The sequence below is a fragment of the Bacillus sp. SD075 genome, from assembly GCF_017355165.1.
Classification (GTDB): domain Bacteria; phylum Bacillota; class Bacilli; order Bacillales; family DSM-1321; genus Peribacillus.
This window is the reverse complement of the sequence record NZ_JADILK010000053.1, coordinates 1-16,216: the sequence shown is the minus strand read 5'-3', so window position 1 is coordinate 16,216 and position 16,216 is coordinate 1. Positions and strand designations below refer to the sequence as shown.

Genomic DNA, 16,216 nt, shown 5'->3' with positions numbered 1-16,216 from the left:
TGGAAAGGCGGTAATGGCATGACAATTCAACTTTCTGGTAAAAAGATGTTTCTTGCAGGTGATTGGGTGAGCGGTGATAAAACAATCGAGGTTCGTGATTCTCAAGATAACAGCTTAATTGATACAGTACCAGCCGCTTCAGCAGAGGATATGTTGAAATGTATTGAAGAGGCCAAAGTCGGTGCTAAACTTGCTGCTACAATGCCGGTGCATCAACGAATGAAAATTGTCAACGGTGCCGCGGATTATATAGAAAAGAATGCACAAAAATATGCGCTAACCATTGCTAGAGAAGGAAGTAAAACAATTCGCGAAGCAAAAAAGGAAGTGGATAGGGCTATTCAAACACTTCGTATCAGTGCAGAAGAAGCTAGACGAATTCATGGTGAGACGATACCGTTTGATCAAATGCCAGGCAGCGAGAAGAGGGTCGGATATTATTTTCAGGTTCCAATCGGCATTATCGGTGCTATCACACCTTTTAATGATCCATTAAACCTGGTTGCCCATAAAGTAGGACCGGCCATCGCATCCGGAAATGCCATTATAGTAAAACCAGCAACCGTCACTCCTTTAAGCGCTCTTTTACTAGCAGAAGCATTCGATGAAGCTGGACTACCTCCAAAAATATTATCCGTAATAACAGGTCACGGTAGTGAAATTGGGGATGTTCTTGTGACACATCCTGCTATTCGAATGATCTCCTTTACTGGCGGACTTGAGGCTGGGGAAGAAATTGTGCGGAGAGCAGGATTAAAAAAGATCAGTATGGAACTCGGTTCCAATTCGCCTGTTATCGTATTGGAGGATGCTGATATAAAAGAAGCCGTAGAATCAACTGTTTCGGGAGCCTTTTGGGCAGCGGGCCAAAACTGCCTGGGTGTCCAGCGGGTTTATATACAGGAAAGTATTATGGAAACATTTCAACAGGCGTTTGTCGAACGTACAAACCAATATCGTATGGGGAATAAACAATCGGAACTAACTGATATGGGACCGCTGATCACTGAAAAAGAAGCCCTCCGTGTCGAAAGAATGGTCAATGAAGCGATTGGAAAAGGTGCCGTGCTTCTAACTGGAGGAACCCGTAATGGGGCTTTCTATTCTCCGACCGTGCTTACAAATGTGCCGGATGATAGCAGGGTTGCAAAAGAAGAGATTTTTGGTCCTGTAGTTCTCCTTTATCCAGTTGCCGATTTTGATACGGCCATCCAAAAGTCAAATGATGTTAATTTTGGTTTACAGGCAGGTATTTTTACAAAGGATATCAATAACGCCCAAAAAGCCATTGCCCAAATAGATGTTGGAGGGATTATGATTAATGATAGCAGTGACTACCGGATTGATGCCATGCCTTTCGGTGGTGTGAAACGGTCGGGTATAGGTAGAGAAGGAATTAAATTCGCTATGCAAGAAATGACAGAACCGAAAGTCGTTTGTTATAAATTGTCTAACTTCTAAATTGTGGCGTTTCACTCCATGATTAATGGGAAGGATATTTATGGGGTTAATAGCCGATATCTTAACATTTACATGTTATAAAAAATGTTTAATTTTTGAATCAATCAAATAGATGTATCGCAAACTATATGAAATCAAAAGTCGGAGAGTGATTTGTAGAACAATAGGGAAAAGTTCTTCTTATCAATCTCCGCAATTTGGAAAAAATAATGATGATTTTAACCCGGAAGAAATGAATGTGATTTGATTGGGAATTTTCTATTCCACTCCTCCTTGGCAACATACGAACTTAATTGTCTATTATTTAATGAATAGGACGAAATTGATTCAAGCGATCTTTAGTTAATGAATCCTATTAATACGGCAGTATCCATTCATAATGTATATCCATTATAAATTTCTCTTATATAACCGCTTCAAACTACATTTGGATGTATTTGTGTTGGCAGTACAGAATCTTTGGACGAAATGCGTGTAAATATGAGGAGGAATGTTATGAGTCGTAAACAAAATGGGGAAATAAAAATAGAGGATATTACCATTGTTGATACTAAACTTTCTAAACAGTCCATGATAGGGACTTCCCTTGGGAATGCTATGGAGTGGTTTGACTTTGGGCTCTATTCTTATTTGGCTGTTACGATCGGGAAAGTCTTCTTCCCCGAAGTAGACCCTTCTGTTCAGTTAATCTATGCATTTGCGACTTTTGCTGTTGCTTTTTTAGCTCGCCCTCTTGGCGGTTTGTTTTTTGGGATGATGGGAGATCGTATTGGACGTAAAAAAGTCTTAACAATTACATTGGTTATGATGGCCCTTGCCACTCTAGCCATTGGTATCATTCCAAGCTATGGTTCAATTGGCATTGCTGCTCCCATCTTATTATTGATTGCGAGGATGGTACAAGGGTTTTCCACAGGGGGGGAATATGCAGGGGCAATGACTTTTATCGTGGAATCCACATCAGATAAAAAGCGAAGTTTCATGGCGAGCGGTTTAGAAGTCGGTACGCTTGTTGGCTTTAGTGCTGGAGCAGGTTTAGTCACGTTGTTGACCTTTGTTCTAAGCTCTGAAACGATGATTGACTGGGGATGGCGTATACCTTTCTTTATTGCTGCTCCATTAGGGTTCATCGGCTTATACTTTCGAAATCATTTAGAAGAAACTCCTGCTTTCAAAGCTATGAAGAAGGCAGAAAAGGAAAAAAATCATACATCACTGAAAGAGATTTTCACCAGTAATTGGAAACAGTTGTTAATTTGTGTAGGGATTGTCCTTTTTTATAACACGATGACGTATATGGTACTCACCTTTATGCCTTCTTATTTGTCGGTAGACCTAGGTTATGGTGAAACTAAAGGTTTACTTTTAATCCTTTTCGTTATGATTATTATGATTCCATTTGTCTTGGGCATGGGGTATTGGAGTGATCGTATCGGTGGAAAACGCATCATAAAGGGGGCTTTAATTGGTACGCTTCTACTTGGAATTCCAGCGTTCATGATGGTTGGTACAGGAAATACCCTTATTGCCTTATTGGGATTGATTATCCTTGGGTGCCTACTGACAGCTTTCCAGGGATCTCTCCCAGCTATGCTGCCATCCTTATTTTTTACAAATGTTCGATATGGATCACTTGCCATTACTTACAATATTTCTACCACCATATTTGGAGGCACAACACCGCTTATAGTTGCTTGGTTAGTTAGTGCAACTAAGAATAGCATGGTTCCGGCTTATTATCTGATGACTGTTTGTCTAATTGGGCTTATCGTTGTTGTCCTTTTTGTAAAAGAAACAGCGGGGAGATCGTTACGCGGTTCTTTTCCAGCTGTTGAAAATGCAAGTGAAATTGACGAAATATTAAAAAATCCACATGAAGCCCTATGGTGGAAGGAAGAAGTGAAGGAAAAGAAAGTAAATGGTAGTAATGAAGGGGTAACAGGTATCCAACAAGAAAAAGTGAAAAATATTAGGTAAGTCGCCTTTTCTAATGTAGATACTCCGAATAAATGATGCACTCAGAATTAATTATCACTTTCGCGATGGATCATTCAAGAGTTTCGATAACAATAATTTAAGGTCCTTCCCCGAATCCAATCGGGGAAGGACCTTAAATTATTAACGAGAGAGATCGTATCCTGTCCATTTTTAGAAAAGGGAATGATAGTAAACAAAAATTTCATTCCTAAATATCCACCCATTCATGTTGAGAATTAAAATTTGCATCCAAATCCATACTGCAAATTTTAATTCTCAGTTCGACTTCAAAAATGAACCAATGTTAAAGATAAAATGAACCTCACTTACGATAACGGTTTCGTTTGTTGAACGTTCCCCTTTCGTAAAAAAAAATCCCCTAAGATAGATAAGGGAACTTTTTTTCTGTCAGTTTGTAGGGGACTGGCTTTCCCCTGTTTCTTCAAATTATTTCATTGATTCTGTATTGGTTCGAGCCATTCTTGTGCCCAATTTTGAATTTCGTTCATTACCGGTGCAAGAGCCTTGCCTTTTTCAGTTAAAGAATATTCAATCCTGACCGGTGTCTCAGGATATACGTCCCTTTTAACAATACCTTCAATTTCCAAGTCCTTTAAACGTTCAGAAAGAATCCTGCCGCTTATCGGGAAAGCAGATTCAATATTACAAAACCGTTGAGGGCCATTAAGTAATTGATTGACAATCAATCCAGTCCAGCGTTTACTCAAGATTTGCATTCCTTTTTCAAATCGTGGACAAAGTGTCGTATTATTCATCATATCACCTCATTATTAATATAGTATAATGCATTTACCTCATATGTAACAACTTTACTGATAATTATTTAGTTACTGGAGATGTTATAGTATAAGAAATTTATGAGCTTACTTTAAGTATCAGAAAAGTATCCGCCTCGGAATTGTCACATTTTAAAGAAAATGTGCTTTAAAAAAATGTGTTCTTTAGAGATACCATGAAAAATATGTTATTTTAATATTGAAGTTAAGTTTTGCAATGGAAGGATCCGTGGGAAAGATGAGTGATTTACTGCAAGAGGCCGTATCCTTTATCAGGACAAGTTACCGGGAATTATCGAAAACGGAAGAGGACATAAATGGCAGGATCGAACAAATTAAAAAAGCAATAAATGAAACGGGCATATATGAACATACATATGAAGAATTGGTTTATGGTGCTAAATTAGCTTGGCGTAATAGCAATCGGTGCATTGGGCGCTTTTTTTGGGAGTCGCTGAGGGTGATTGATAAAAGGATGATTCAAAGCGAAGAAGAAATTGTATCGGCCCTCTTTGATCATATCGAATATGCTACGAATAATGGGAGCATCAGACCTGTGATTACAATCTTTAAACAGAAAGATCATGATCAAAAAGTGGATATTTGGAATCATCAGCTTATTCGGTATGCCGGATATGAGACGGAACATGGCGTAATCGGCGATTCAAGTTCAATAGAATTCACCAAGCAATGTATGGCATTAGGATGGGAAGGGAAATTCGGATCTTTCGATATATTGCCCCTTGTAGTCCAATTGGATGGAAAAACCCCTAGTTTTCATGATATACCTGAATGCCTCGTTAAGGAAGTTCAAATCACCCACCCTGAACTGACATGGTTCAAAGATCTTCAGATCAAATGGTATGCTGTTCCGATCATATCTGGTATGAGGCTGGAAATTGGCGGTATTACTTATTCAGCTGCACCATTTAATGGGTGGTACATGGGAACGGAAATCGGTGCTAGGAACCTTGCTGATGAAGAACGCTACAATATGTTACCGGCAATCGGGGAGAGGATGGGCTTGGATATTAAACGTGATTCGAGTTTATGGAAAGATCGAGCCCTTATCGAACTGAATGAAGCAGTTCTTCATTCGTATAAAAAACAAGGAGTCAGCATTGTTGACCACCATACAGCAGCTAAACAATTCAAGAAATTCGAAGAAAAGGAACTCTCTTGTGACCGGAAAGTAACGGGGGACTGGACCTGGTTAATTCCACCGGTGTCTCCAGCGACAACACACGTTTTTCATAAGCCATATAACAATGAAATTATGAAACCTAATTTTTTTTATCAAATTCCTCCATATAAATAAAGGTTTATCTTAACTGGCATGGGGTATATATATAGCAAGCCAATAAATAAGGGGGAAGGTAATGATGGCATTAGGAAGAAACATGGTTTTACTAGGAGTCGGAGTTGCCGGAGTCTCATTTTTATCGAATAAAACGAACAGAGGAAAAGTCAAGGACATATGGTCCAATGCAAAAGCAAAAACAGAAGGATTATGGAAGAGGACGGCTTCAGAGCTGGATCCTGTAATTGAAAAGGCAGGTCACCCTGATCCATATGATCATGACGACAATAAAATGGTAGATGAAGGCGCCATGTATGGTGTTCACTATTATAATAATGTTAAGCATGGATAAAGTAATCAGACTCGCTTGGGGATACCCAAGCTTTTTTTGTGGTAGTTTTTATTATCTTTTTCAATCGTTGGATATCAGAAAATTTCGAATTTAAAACAGGGATTAAAGGGATTAAATTCTTTATTGTGCTTTAAATGAATAAGGATTAAGATTAAAGAATTGAAGGGAAGTGGATACGAGTGAGCAGCAGTTCTTATGAACCTGAACCCAGAAAGCAAGAGGAAGCCAATATGATGCTAGAAGTCGAGACTGTTATTCTCCCTGAGTATCTGCTCGAAGAAGGTAAATAAGGCTTTCTCTATAGAAGAGGAGGTCAAGAAATGATTGAAATGTATAAGACGGATGAAAACCGTCACCTAAACAATATCGAGGAAATGACAAAAGGTTCCTGGGTGAATATTGTCGCACCCAGTGAAGCTGAAATAGATTATATATGCAATACTTTGAAGTTACCGATCAATTTCATGAAAGATCCGCTGGATGATGAGGAAAGGCCTCGAATCGAAAAAGAGGATGATAATGTTTTAATAATTGTCGACTTCCCATATTTGACCAGGGACGACGCCAACTTACCGATCTTTGAAACGATCCCCATAGGTATGATCTTCACCAAAGACTGTTTCATTACGGTATCCCTGAAAGAAACACCGATATTGGCGAATTTTAAAAAAAATAAGATCAAAGGATTTTTCACCAATAAGAAAACGAGGTTTGCCCTACAATTATTATTTGAGATTTCATCCTATTATTTACGTTACCTGAAACAGATTAACAAGATGACTAATGAAGCCGAACGTGAGTTGCATCAGTCCATGAAAAATAAAGAATTATATACTTTCCTTGCTTTGGAAAAAAGCCTGGTTTATTTTACGACATCATTGAAATCCAATCGCGTGGTACTGGATAAGATCCTCCGTTTTAATTATTTGAAAATGTATGAAGAAGATAAAGAATTACTTGAGGATGTAATCATCGAAAATGCTCAGGCAATCGAAATGGCAGAAGTGTATCTATCCATCCTTAGCGGTATGATGGATGCATTCGCTTCGATCATTTCCAATAATGTCAATAATGCCATGAAGTTTCTAACCTCAGTGACCATTATTTTAACGCTCCCGACGATGGTGGCAAGTTTTTACGGAATGAATGTGGAACTGCCATTTGAACATAATCGCTTTGCTTTCATATTTACATTATTGATTGCCATCACATTGGCGGGCACGACGGCATTCATTTTTTGGAAGAAAAAATATTTTTAAGATTAGGCTGGGACATAAGTATTTCAGTCAACGATAAACCCGAACTATAAGGCGAAATTTCCGGCTAATAGAACGGGTCTTTATTGGTTCTTTTCCATAGATTTTGTTGCTTTTTGAATCCTATTTTTAAAAATCTAGTGTAATGAAGCGGAAGACAATCGACTACTAAGGGAAATAGAGGTAAGGCTGAGACCCCGCAGGCTTGCCGAGGAGGCTCCGCTTCCTCCCCGCGGAAAGCGAGTGTCTGTAGGCAATGGAACGAACTTGTTCTTACAGCTTGAATGGATGAGGATGGTTTATTTAGTTATGTTCCAGCCTCTGTTTTATTCCTCAAAGAAATCAGCAAATCCTTCACTGTTAATCCGATCGTTATAAGGATTCTCATCCTTTACATTCTTTGCATCCAAATTTGTTTTAATCACTAAACGGGGACTCTGTGATGCATCTCTGATGATACGGTCGTTCAACTCTTTAAAATCCGGTACATTCTTATTGCCGGGTCTGTTTGGTTCCAATAAAACCACCTCCATTAGTATCTTTGCAATAAATGATGGGGTGTATTCATGAATATTCTTCGGTTTGGGAAGTATAAAGGACTGAGGAGATGGAACGTGCAAACAGCTCTCAATAATAATTTAAAGGCAAGCGATTTAAATCCAGATGTAGCCGATAAAGCAAAAATGGGTTCACAAACAATTGTTGGAGATCAATTGAATGATCTAAAGATCCAAAGGGAAATCAGAAAGCAAAATATATAAGGGAAGTCCCTGATCGTCAAAGTAAAACAGCACAGGATCATGCAGAGGAAAACGCTTGGCGGTTAAACCAAGCGTTTTTTTTGCGTATTCCATGGTGGTTTAGGATTCTCTTTTATCATGTACGCTTTTGCTTTTTAAGAGAAGAGGGTTGTGTGAAGGACCCGGTTTCTTTCGTAGTGGTACCTTGCCCCTCTACCTGAGAAGAACCTAAACGAGTTTGTGAAGCATCTTTCTTGTTTTTTCCATTCATATTTATCACCTCGATATTACTTTCCCTATTTCCTTTACATCCTATACATATATTGAAGGTGAAAAGGACAGGTTAGAAGGTAGAGGAGGTGTGTGTTGATGTCAAAAATCGGTGTTGAAGAATCATTAACGAATATTCAGGAAGCACTTCGTGAAAAAGGTTTTGATGTAGTGGAGATTAAACAAGAAGTTGACGCAAAAAACTTGGATTGTTGTGTGGTAACAGGTTTGGAAAGTAATGTGATGGGTATAAGCGATACTTCATTAAAAGCGTCTATCATTGAGGCAAATGGTTTAACGGCTGATGAAGTGTGCCGCGAGGTTGAAAATAAAGTGAACGCCATTCAATAGTTCAAAAAGTGCCTAAACCGATATAGGGTTAGGCACTTTTTCTGTTCGGGTTTACTGTGCTATGGAAATTGTCGCAATCAATTCCACCACTACATTCCCTTTGATCGCTCTAGAAATCATACATGAAGTTTCAGCTTTTTCAGCAAGTTTCCTCGCTTTTTCAACCACTTTTTCAGAAGTACCCGGTACTAATATAAGTGCAGGGCGGTGAATGATTTTCTTGTAGGTGAATACACCACTCGTGACATCCACTAACGCTTCCGATTGCATGGTCAAGCTTACCTTTTCTATATGTGCCCTCTCTAACATGGCAGCAAAGGTAATGATATAACAGGTCGATGCCGCTCCAAGCAGCATTTCATCGGGGTTAGTGCCGATCCCTGGTCCCTCCATTTCAGTAGGAATACTTATCTGTGTTTGAAGATTCCCTGAATGAATCGTGCCGATATCATTTCTGCCGCCTTGCCATTCCGCGGTTAAATGAAAGTGATGTATAGTCATTTTTTTAACCTCCTTACTATTCTATAGTGTAGACGATTGAACAGGTTAAGTATCCAATTTTGCTCACCCTGCCGATTAAATAATCTACCGCTAGGCAAAATTAGTTTCCAGTAGGCCAAATTGCCGAAGTGCATTCGAACGGAAAGGCATTATTGATATAAAGGATATATGTTGATGAAACAAAGGCAGAGGCATAAGGCTATTTTAAGCACAATATTGGATAGGCTTTTCTATAATGATATAGACGGTTTTATATAAATAATACTTCATTAAGGAAGGGCTGAAAAGTTGACTACATTGAGTAATATATTTGATTTGACTAATAAAACGGCTATCATTACCGGCGGCGGAAGAGGGCTGGGCAAACAGATTGCCATGGCGTTGGGGGAGGCTGGTGCAAATATAGTCATTGCTTCACGAAATCTTCCTGTATGTAAGGAAGTATGTGAAGACTTGCAATCGATGGGTGTTAATGCAGTTGCCTTTGAATGTGATATCACGGATGAGAGTGCCATTGGCCATGTCGTCCAGGAAACGGTTGCTCAATTCGGCACGATTGATATTCTGGTCAATAATAGCGGTACGTCCTGGTCAGGTCCGCTTTTGGATCTTCCCAAGGATAAGTGGGAAAAAGTTTTGAATGTTAATGTTACAGGTACATTCCTGTTTTCACAGGCTGTAGCGAGGATCATGAAGCAGCAAAATTCCGGGAAAATCATAAATATTGCATCGGTATCCGGTTTTGGCGGGACATTTCCTGAGTTATTGGATACGATCGCTTATAACACCAGTAAGGGTGCCGTCATTACAATGACCAAGGATTTAGGAGTTAAACTTGCTAGATATGGCATCCAAGTCAATGCAATTGCACCCGGATTTTTCCCGACTAAAATCACAAAGAAAATTCTTGAAAAGTCTAACTATGACATATTAGGCAAAACTCCGGCTGGCAGGTTTGGCGATGACGATGATTTAAAGGGTGCCGCCGTATTTTTAGCCTCACAGGCTTCTGATTATATGGTTGGTCATGTTTTGATCATTGACGGTGGAATATCGGCATTAGTGTAAACGGAAGAGAAAGGAAGGAAGATATATATGGCGGGAAAATCAAATTTTTATAAAGGGCTTAAATTACTAGGCACACAAAAAGAGCAACAACTGAATGGTAAAATTCAGGATTTGCTCAATAATCGTAAGTTAATAGAAACAATAAGCGACAATGCCCAAATGCAGATTCCAAGAATAAATAGAATGCAGGAAGCCTCAGAAAGAATGTCCATCATCATGAATTCCCCAACAAAAAAAGATGTGGTGAGTGTAGCGAAATTAGTTATCCAGCTCGAAGAAAAAATTGATAGGTTAGAAGAGATGGTCTCTACACTTGTTGAGGATAGGGGAGGGAACGTCCGAGGTGATTCTCCAGTTCGTAATAAACGCAATGCATTTTCATCGGCCAGTAAGAAAAAGAAGTCTAGTTGGGGTTTCAAAGAAATGGATGGGCGTAAAAAAAAGATATCGGATTTTATAAATAACTCCTTATTGTTAAGCTCACAGTTACCTGAGGTCGATCCACTTGAACAGGGGAATTCAAATGTCTAAGCGGAAAGTGCCGAAAAATCAATCCGAATCCATAACGAAATGGCAACATTTTATGGATATTCCCAATCAGCCAATGCCTGAGATGGGACTGACACCGAAAATAGCGGTGTGGAAAAAAAACAAATCAACGCTTTGGTATTATCCGTCAGCACAAAAAAAATATGATGTGCCGGTTTTTCTTATATATTCACTAATCAATACTCCTTTGATTCTTGATCTGTCCCCTGGGAATAGTTTAATTGAATCTTTTGTAAATGAAGGTTTTGATGTGTATTTACTTGATTTTGGAAGTCCGGGCTTTGAAGATGGTGACATATCGATCGAAGATTATATCGTCGATTATATTAAAAAAGGAGTACAGCGTGCATTACGCCACTCTGGAGCATCAGAAATTACAGTAATGGGGTTTTGTCTCGGCGGTACAATAGCCGCGATATATGCTGCCATTGCAGAAGAGCCAATTAAGAATTTGATCCTCTCCGTTACACCGGTAGATTTCAGTACCTCAGAATATTTTGATCAATGGCAGGAAGCGTTAAAGGAAGGTACTGCGGATTTTAACGAGACGATTGATATTTATCAAACGATCCCAGCCAGTGCAGTAAAATATGGAATCCGGTTAATTACATCTCCTATCTATATATCACCCTATTTATCTTTATTGAATCAAGCGGATGATGATGAATACGTTCAAAATTGGCGTCGCTTCAATGCTTGGGCTAATGGGCATGTACCATTAGCCGGAGCAGCAGCAAAACAAATAACCAAAGAGTTTTTGATAAAAAATAGCTTGGTTAAGGGTGCTTTTAAGGTAAGGGGAAAAAAAGCGAAGCTATCGAAAATTGATGCTAGTGTTTTGGTAATAGCGAGTGAGTATGATCGGTTGGTCCCTCAGGAAATGATTTATCCGGTAATGAAGCATCTAACATGTAAGGATAAGACATATAGCCTTCTGAAAAGTGGACATGCTGCTAAACAATATTCCGGTGTACTCCCATATTATTTGAAGGAATGGCTACCAGGGCGTTCTTCACCAATTCAATAGGTTATTAGGGGGATGTAAAATGTATGTGTTGTACCCCAGTGACGATATCAGAATCATGCCGGTTGTAGAATATATAGGCTTTGCGTCATTGATATTTTCAAAATTTTTTGGATCATTTCCGGATTACTAAAGTGAAATAAATGAAAGGGCTGGCTTGGTATGTAGAACCAGCCCTCCTTTTATTATTGATAATATTTCACTCGTTCTTCCAGTGGTGAGAAGTCTTTATCGCCAGGTTCTGCAGTGGGTTTTCCAAAAGGCATCTGTGCGATGAGTTTCCAATCGCGTGATATATCCCAAGTCTTTCTCACTTCGTCATCGATTAAAGGATTATAATGCTGAAGACTTGCACCAAAACCCTCAATTTCCAAGGAAGTCCATACGACAAATTGTAAAATGGCAGACGATTGGTTCGACCAATTCGGAAAATTTTCGGCAAACATTTTGAATTGTTCTTGAAGCCTATTTATTATTGCCTGGTCTTCAAAGAATAAAACCGTACCATAACCATTTATAAATGACTTCATTTTTTCTTCAGTTTTTTCAAAACCTTTGTCACCGACTGCTTTTCTTAATGTTTTTTTCATGATATCCCATAATTGGTCGTGGCTTTGACCAGTTAAAACAATCACTCTTGCACTTTGGGAGTTGAAAGCGGAAGGGGAATATTGAACGGCATGATCGATAACTTCTTTAATTCTTTTATTAGGGACAACACATTCTTTGCTAAGGGAATAATAAGAGCGTCTATCTTCAATTGCGCTAAAAAAATCTTTACCCACATATCACACCTCCATTCTTTATATCGCTTTATTTTGACCTGATTTTATTATTTTATGATAAGTGAATACGGGTGAAATTAATTGAATGAAAATGGTTGACAAATATATCACTGTCATTTATCTTTAAATCAAGATATTCACATTCAAAGTATTATTCTAAGTTAAATACTTTTAATTCGAGATATTAATTCCGGATTAATTCATCACCGTAGAGGGAGATTTATAAAGATAGGAGTGGTATGGATGGAATTAAAAGGATTACATCATGTTTCGGCGATTACAGCTAAAGCGGGAAAAAATTTTGAATTCTACACAAAAGTCTTAGGGATGCGATTAATCAAAAAGACGGTGAATCAAGATGATGTTCGTGTGTATCACTTATTTTATGGTGATCAAATAGGTTCACCGGGTACGGAATTGACGTTTTTTGAAATTCCCAATGCTGCCCGCACTCATGAGGGAAACAATAGTATTTCAGAAATTTCTTTAAGGGTGAGAGATGATGAAGCGCTAGGATATTGGAAAGAACGGCTTGTTGAATTCAATGTTGAACATGATGAAATAACGAGCCGTTTTGAAAGGAAGGTTCTTTCTTTTAAAGATCCTGAAGGGCAGAGGCTCCTTCTGGTTTCCGATCAGGATAATAACGGCGTTCAAGGAGGATTACCGTGGGATGGAAGCCCGGTACAGCAAGAGTTTTTCATCCTTGGATTAGGACCAGTAAAACTTACTGTACCTAATATTGAGCAAACGGAAAGTGTTCTTAGCGAGGTATTGGGATTCAGGAAATTAGGCACATACCCATCCTCCATTAGAGGGCAAAAACCGATTGTCGTTTACGAGACGGGTGAGGGAGGAACAGGGGCGGAACTCCATATTGAAGAAAGGAATGATATACCTCGGGAAAGATTGGGGAGGGGGGGAGTACATCATGTTGCCTTCCGGGTGGATAATGAAGCTGAATTGAGAAAATGGATAGAGAAAATTGGTGAATCGAAATTCGTGAACTCGGGATATGTGGACCGCTTTTATTTTCGTTCACTCTATTTTAGGGAGCCGAATGGCATATTATTTGAATTAGCCACCGATGGACCTGGTTTTGCAGTGGATGAAGCAGAGCAGCACTTAGGTGAGAACCTTGCCCTGCCACCTTTTTTAGAATCGAAAAGAAAGGAAATTGAATCGAATTTAAAACCACTGAATACAAAATCAACAAATTAATTAATGGGAAAGGAAGTAATCGGCTTGCAAAAGCAAAATGCTGGAATACATCATATAACCGCAATTGTAGGCAATCCTCAAGAGAATGTGGATTTTTATGCTGGAGTACTGGGAATGCGTATGGTGAAAAAAACCGTTAATTTTGATGATCCAGGCACCTATCATTTATATTTCGGAGATGAATCAGGTTCACCGGGCTCTATCATCACTTTCTTTCCTTGGCCAGGAGCATACCAGGGGACAATTGGTTCTGGACAAGTGGGGATTACAACATATGCCGTTCCGGAAGGGTCAATGGGCTTCTGGGAAAAGCGTTTGGATATATTCAACATAAACTATGAAAAGGTTTCACGTTTCGGTGAGGAATATCTTGAATTTCAAGACCCACATGGTTTGCAACTTGAGCTGGTTGAGCGTAAAGAAGGAAAAAATAGCGAGTGGTCATTCGGGGGTGTACCAGCTGATAAGGCGGTCAAGGGGTTCGGCGGTGCTGTATTATTGACGTCAAACCCAACAAAAACGATGGAGCTACTAGAGGAAGTAATGGGCCTGCAAAAGATTGGGGAAGAGGGCGATTACATCCGCTTCAAATCCACATCGGACGTCGGAAATTTGATAGATGTTAACAAAAAGATTTTGCCAAATGGGAAAATTGGAGTGGGAACTGTCCATCATCTTGCATGGCGTGCAATCGATAATGAAGATCATCAAGAATGGAGGGAGCATATCGCAAACCATGGCTATGGTGTGTCACCCTTTAAGGACCGTCAATACTTCGATGCCATTTATTTTCGGGAAGATGGAGGCATACTTTTTGAAGTTGCCACAGACCCACCTGGCTTTGCTCATGATGAAACGGAGGAAGCGATGGGTAGTAAATTAATGCTGCCGCCATGGTTGGAAGAAAAAAGGGGAATTATGGAGAAAACGTTACTGCCGGCCGTGCCGAGAGTACTAGAGGAGGATAAATGATGAAACATATTTTTCAACAAGGAAGTAATCCAGAAGCTCCGTTACTTTTGCTTTTACATGGCACTGGAGGAACGGAAACTGATCTCTTGCCATTATCGGAAATGGTTTCACCGGGTTCATCCGTACTGAGCGTACGGGGAAATGTACTTGAAAACGGAATGCCCCGTTATTTCCGCCGTTTGGCCGAAGGGGTTTTTGATGAAGAAGATTTGATCTTCCGTACGAAGGAGCTTTATGACTTCTTGGAATATGCTTCCGGCCAATATGGCTTCGATCGTGACAAAGTGGTAGCATTAGGTTATTCTAATGGAGCAAATATTGCCGCAAGTTTGATGTTCCATTTCGAAGGGGCACTACAGGGAGCGATTCTACATCATCCAATGGTGCCAAGACGCGGGATTGCTTTGCCGCCCCTATCGGATATACCTGTATTTATTGCTGCAGGTAAAAACGATCCGATTTGCCCGGCAGAAGAAACTGATGATCTTAATCAACTATTACTGCAAGCTGGTGCTAGAGTGGATGTTTACTGGGAAAATTACGGTCATCAGTTAACACGTTCAGAGGTCGAGGCAGCAGGTTCATGGTTTCATAAGAACTTTATACAAGAATGAAAGAGGGAATGAAGATGATTTCAGTTAATCCTGAAAGTCTGACTGAACGGGAAAATTATAAGTTTTTGACTGGAAGCATTATACCAAGACCTATAGCCCTGGTTACGACACAATCCGAAACTGGTACATTCAATATAGCGCCGTTCAGCTTTTTCAACATAGTCAGTTCCAACCCTCCGATGATTTCCATTTCCGTTCAACGGAAAGAAGGAGTTTCTAAGGACACAGCCCGAAATGCAATTCAAACAGGTGAATTCGTTGTTCACATCACTGATGAAAATAATGTTGCTGATGCAAATCGAACGGCTAAAGAACTCCCATCTGACGAAAGTGAATTGGGTCTAACTAATTTCACTCCGGCTGTTAGTGATAAGGTATCCGTACCTGGATTGCAAGAAGCGAAGGTACGCTTTGAATGTACATTAGAGCATGCGATACCATTGGCAGGTTCCAAGAATAAACCTGGTTGTGATTTATTGATTGGGAAAATAGTCTGCTATCATATAGAGCAGGATATTTACCATAATGGACGAATTGACCAGGATGGGCTACAACCTGTTGCAAGATTAGCGGGTCATACTTATACAAAACTAGGTGAATTATTTGAAATTGAACGTCCTTAAGGGAGAAGAAAGAAAAAATCGTGTCATTTTTGAAGATGTCGTCATTTTTTTAACAAAATCATGCCGGTTCGTTTTATCTGCCATTTTAATACGGTGGCGACTGTTCCAAAAGCTAGCAATCATCATTTCAATGCCGAAGGTAGCATGATTGTTAGAATTTTAAAGAAAGTCTTTACAAACGAAACAAGATTTTTCATAGATTGATAAAGTTATAAAAAAATAATTTCTTATCGAGAAAGGTGGAGGGAATGGCCCTATGAAACCTCAGCAACAGGTCTAAAAGACACTGTGCGAAATCTTGATAGATAAGGACGTACGTGTTTGTTTGTAGTAACGCACTCTTTTTTAGAGTGCG

General features: G+C 39.4%; 19 protein-coding genes and 1 riboswitch. Of the genes, 14 read left to right on the top strand and 5 right to left on the bottom strand.

What is annotated here, in order from left to right; genetic code table 11:
• The first annotated feature begins 18 nt into the window (after positions 1-18).
• Together IOC57_RS22300 and IOC57_RS22295 are read left to right on the top strand one after the other, a co-directional pair.
• On the top strand, positions 19-1,461 hold the full coding sequence (locus IOC57_RS22300; protein WP_207440751.1) for an aldehyde dehydrogenase family protein: 1,443 nt from the start codon (positions 19-21) through the stop codon (positions 1,459-1,461).
• Positions 1,462-1,956: 495 nt separating this feature from the next.
• The gene (locus IOC57_RS22295) at positions 1,957-3,438 is read left to right on the top strand and encodes an MFS transporter (protein ID WP_207440750.1); all 1,482 of its coding nucleotides are present in this window, start codon (positions 1,957-1,959) and stop codon (positions 3,436-3,438) included.
• Positions 3,439-3,890: 452 nt separating this feature from the next.
• Here the strand turns inward: IOC57_RS22295 and catR are convergent, their stop codons facing one another.
• The gene (gene catR / locus IOC57_RS22290; RefSeq protein ID WP_048678030.1) at positions 3,891-4,214 is read right to left on the bottom strand and encodes a catDE operon transcriptional regulator CatR; all 324 of its coding nucleotides are present in this window, start codon (positions 4,212-4,214) and stop codon (positions 3,891-3,893) included.
• Positions 4,215-4,473: 259 nt separating this feature from the next.
• On the opposite strand from catR, the gene IOC57_RS22285 reads away from it, so the two are divergent.
• The 3 genes from IOC57_RS22285 (at position 4,474) to IOC57_RS22275 (ending at position 7,146) form a co-directional block, all read left to right on the top strand.
• A complete protein-coding gene (locus IOC57_RS22285) occupies positions 4,474-5,553 on the top strand; it encodes a nitric oxide synthase oxygenase (protein WP_207440749.1) in 1,080 nt (359 codons plus the stop codon).
• 64 nt (positions 5,554-5,617) lie between these two features.
• Entirely contained in the window at positions 5,618-5,887 is a 270-nt protein-coding gene (locus tag IOC57_RS22280; protein ID WP_286185114.1) for a hypothetical protein, read from the top strand.
• A 320-nt stretch (positions 5,888-6,207) separates the two neighbouring features.
• Positions 6,208-7,146: a magnesium transporter CorA family protein gene (locus IOC57_RS22275; RefSeq protein WP_207440747.1), complete on the top strand. Its 939-nt coding sequence runs from the start codon at positions 6,208-6,210 to the stop codon at positions 7,144-7,146.
• Between the two features lie 323 nt (positions 7,147-7,469).
• Here the strand turns inward: IOC57_RS22275 and IOC57_RS22270 are convergent, their stop codons facing one another.
• Complete coding sequence (locus tag IOC57_RS22270) at positions 7,470-7,661, bottom strand: hypothetical protein (protein WP_396020876.1); 192 nt, start codon at positions 7,659-7,661, stop codon at positions 7,470-7,472.
• 48 nt (positions 7,662-7,709) lie between these two features.
• Here IOC57_RS22270 and IOC57_RS22265 point away from each other — a divergent pair, with 48 nt between their 5' ends.
• Entirely contained in the window at positions 7,710-7,904 is a 195-nt protein-coding gene (locus IOC57_RS22265; RefSeq protein ID WP_207440745.1) for a hypothetical protein, read from the top strand.
• Between the two features lie 115 nt (positions 7,905-8,019).
• Here IOC57_RS22265 and IOC57_RS22260 read toward each other — a convergent pair whose 3' ends face one another.
• A complete protein-coding gene (locus IOC57_RS22260; protein ID WP_095392115.1) occupies positions 8,020-8,154 on the bottom strand; it encodes a YuzL family protein in 135 nt (44 codons plus the stop codon).
• A gap of 98 nt (positions 8,155-8,252) precedes the next feature.
• Between IOC57_RS22260 and IOC57_RS22255 the strand changes: the two genes are divergently transcribed.
• Positions 8,253-8,504, top strand: a complete 252-nt coding sequence (locus IOC57_RS22255) for a YkuS family protein (protein ID WP_207440744.1) — start codon at positions 8,253-8,255, stop codon at positions 8,502-8,504.
• A 51-nt stretch (positions 8,505-8,555) separates the two neighbouring features.
• Here IOC57_RS22255 and IOC57_RS22250 read toward each other — a convergent pair whose 3' ends face one another.
• Positions 8,556-9,005, bottom strand: coding sequence for an OsmC family protein (locus tag IOC57_RS22250; protein WP_207440743.1), 450 nt, complete (start codon positions 9,003-9,005; stop codon positions 8,556-8,558).
• Positions 9,006-9,293: 288 nt separating this feature from the next.
• Between IOC57_RS22250 and IOC57_RS22245 the strand changes: the two genes are divergently transcribed.
• From IOC57_RS22245 to IOC57_RS22235, 3 genes are read left to right on the top strand one after another with little or no spacing between them, the layout of a single operon-like run.
• Entirely contained in the window at positions 9,294-10,073 is a 780-nt protein-coding gene (locus IOC57_RS22245; protein ID WP_207440742.1) for an SDR family oxidoreductase, read from the top strand.
• Between the two features lie 27 nt (positions 10,074-10,100).
• Positions 10,101-10,604, top strand: a complete 504-nt coding sequence (locus tag IOC57_RS22240) for a hypothetical protein (RefSeq protein ID WP_207440741.1) — start codon at positions 10,101-10,103, stop codon at positions 10,602-10,604.
• The gene (locus IOC57_RS22235) at positions 10,597-11,649 is read left to right on the top strand and encodes an alpha/beta fold hydrolase (protein ID WP_286185113.1); all 1,053 of its coding nucleotides are present in this window, start codon (positions 10,597-10,599) and stop codon (positions 11,647-11,649) included. Before IOC57_RS22240 ends, IOC57_RS22235 begins: the two co-directional genes overlap by 8 nt.
• A gap of 182 nt (positions 11,650-11,831) precedes the next feature.
• Here the strand turns inward: IOC57_RS22235 and IOC57_RS22230 are convergent, their stop codons facing one another.
• Complete coding sequence (locus tag IOC57_RS22230) at positions 11,832-12,431, bottom strand: nitroreductase family protein (protein ID WP_207440740.1); 600 nt, start codon at positions 12,429-12,431, stop codon at positions 11,832-11,834.
• Positions 12,432-12,674: 243 nt separating this feature from the next.
• Here IOC57_RS22230 and IOC57_RS22225 point away from each other — a divergent pair, with 243 nt between their 5' ends.
• The 4 genes from IOC57_RS22225 to IOC57_RS22210 are packed head-to-tail and all read left to right on the top strand — an operon-like array spanning position 12,675 to position 15,861.
• A complete protein-coding gene (locus tag IOC57_RS22225; RefSeq protein ID WP_207440739.1) occupies positions 12,675-13,652 on the top strand; it encodes a ring-cleaving dioxygenase in 978 nt (325 codons plus the stop codon).
• 24 nt (positions 13,653-13,676) lie between these two features.
• Positions 13,677-14,624, top strand: a complete 948-nt coding sequence (locus IOC57_RS22220; protein WP_207440738.1) for a ring-cleaving dioxygenase — start codon at positions 13,677-13,679, stop codon at positions 14,622-14,624.
• On the top strand, positions 14,624-15,238 hold the full coding sequence (locus tag IOC57_RS22215) for an alpha/beta hydrolase (protein ID WP_207440737.1): 615 nt from the start codon (positions 14,624-14,626) through the stop codon (positions 15,236-15,238). Before IOC57_RS22220 ends, IOC57_RS22215 begins: the two co-directional genes overlap by 1 nt.
• Before the next feature lie 14 nt (positions 15,239-15,252).
• Entirely contained in the window at positions 15,253-15,861 is a 609-nt protein-coding gene (locus IOC57_RS22210) for a flavin reductase family protein (protein ID WP_207440736.1), read from the top strand.
• A 224-nt stretch (positions 15,862-16,085) separates the two neighbouring features.
• Positions 16,086-16,173: riboswitch (SAM riboswitch) on the top strand.
• Positions 16,174-16,216 lie beyond the last annotated feature (43 nt).

Coding starts and splice junctions, on each gene's coding strand:
- IOC57_RS22300 (WP_207440751.1), top strand. CDS start 19: ATGACAATTCAACTTTCTGGTAAAAAGATGTTTCTTGCAGGTGATTGG.
- IOC57_RS22295 (WP_207440750.1), top strand. CDS start 1,957: ATGAGTCGTAAACAAAATGGGGAAATAAAAATAGAGGATATTACCATT.
- catR (WP_048678030.1), bottom strand. CDS start 4,214: ATGAATAATACGACACTTTGTCCACGATTTGAAAAAGGAATGCAAATC.
- IOC57_RS22285 (WP_207440749.1), top strand. CDS start 4,474: ATGAGTGATTTACTGCAAGAGGCCGTATCCTTTATCAGGACAAGTTAC.
- IOC57_RS22280 (WP_286185114.1), top strand. CDS start 5,618: ATGGCATTAGGAAGAAACATGGTTTTACTAGGAGTCGGAGTTGCCGGA.
- IOC57_RS22275 (WP_207440747.1), top strand. CDS start 6,208: ATGATTGAAATGTATAAGACGGATGAAAACCGTCACCTAAACAATATC.
- IOC57_RS22265 (WP_207440745.1), top strand. CDS start 7,710: ATGAATATTCTTCGGTTTGGGAAGTATAAAGGACTGAGGAGATGGAAC.
- IOC57_RS22260 (WP_095392115.1), bottom strand. CDS start 8,154: ATGAATGGAAAAAACAAGAAAGATGCTTCACAAACTCGTTTAGGTTCT.
- IOC57_RS22255 (WP_207440744.1), top strand. CDS start 8,253: ATGTCAAAAATCGGTGTTGAAGAATCATTAACGAATATTCAGGAAGCA.
- IOC57_RS22250 (WP_207440743.1), bottom strand. CDS start 9,005: ATGACTATACATCACTTTCATTTAACCGCGGAATGGCAAGGCGGCAGA.
- IOC57_RS22240 (WP_207440741.1), top strand. CDS start 10,101: ATGGCGGGAAAATCAAATTTTTATAAAGGGCTTAAATTACTAGGCACA.
- IOC57_RS22235 (WP_286185113.1), top strand. CDS start 10,597: ATGTCTAAGCGGAAAGTGCCGAAAAATCAATCCGAATCCATAACGAAA.
- IOC57_RS22225 (WP_207440739.1), top strand. CDS start 12,675: ATGGAATTAAAAGGATTACATCATGTTTCGGCGATTACAGCTAAAGCG.
- IOC57_RS22215 (WP_207440737.1), top strand. CDS start 14,624: ATGAAACATATTTTTCAACAAGGAAGTAATCCAGAAGCTCCGTTACTT.
- IOC57_RS22210 (WP_207440736.1), top strand. CDS start 15,253: ATGATTTCAGTTAATCCTGAAAGTCTGACTGAACGGGAAAATTATAAG.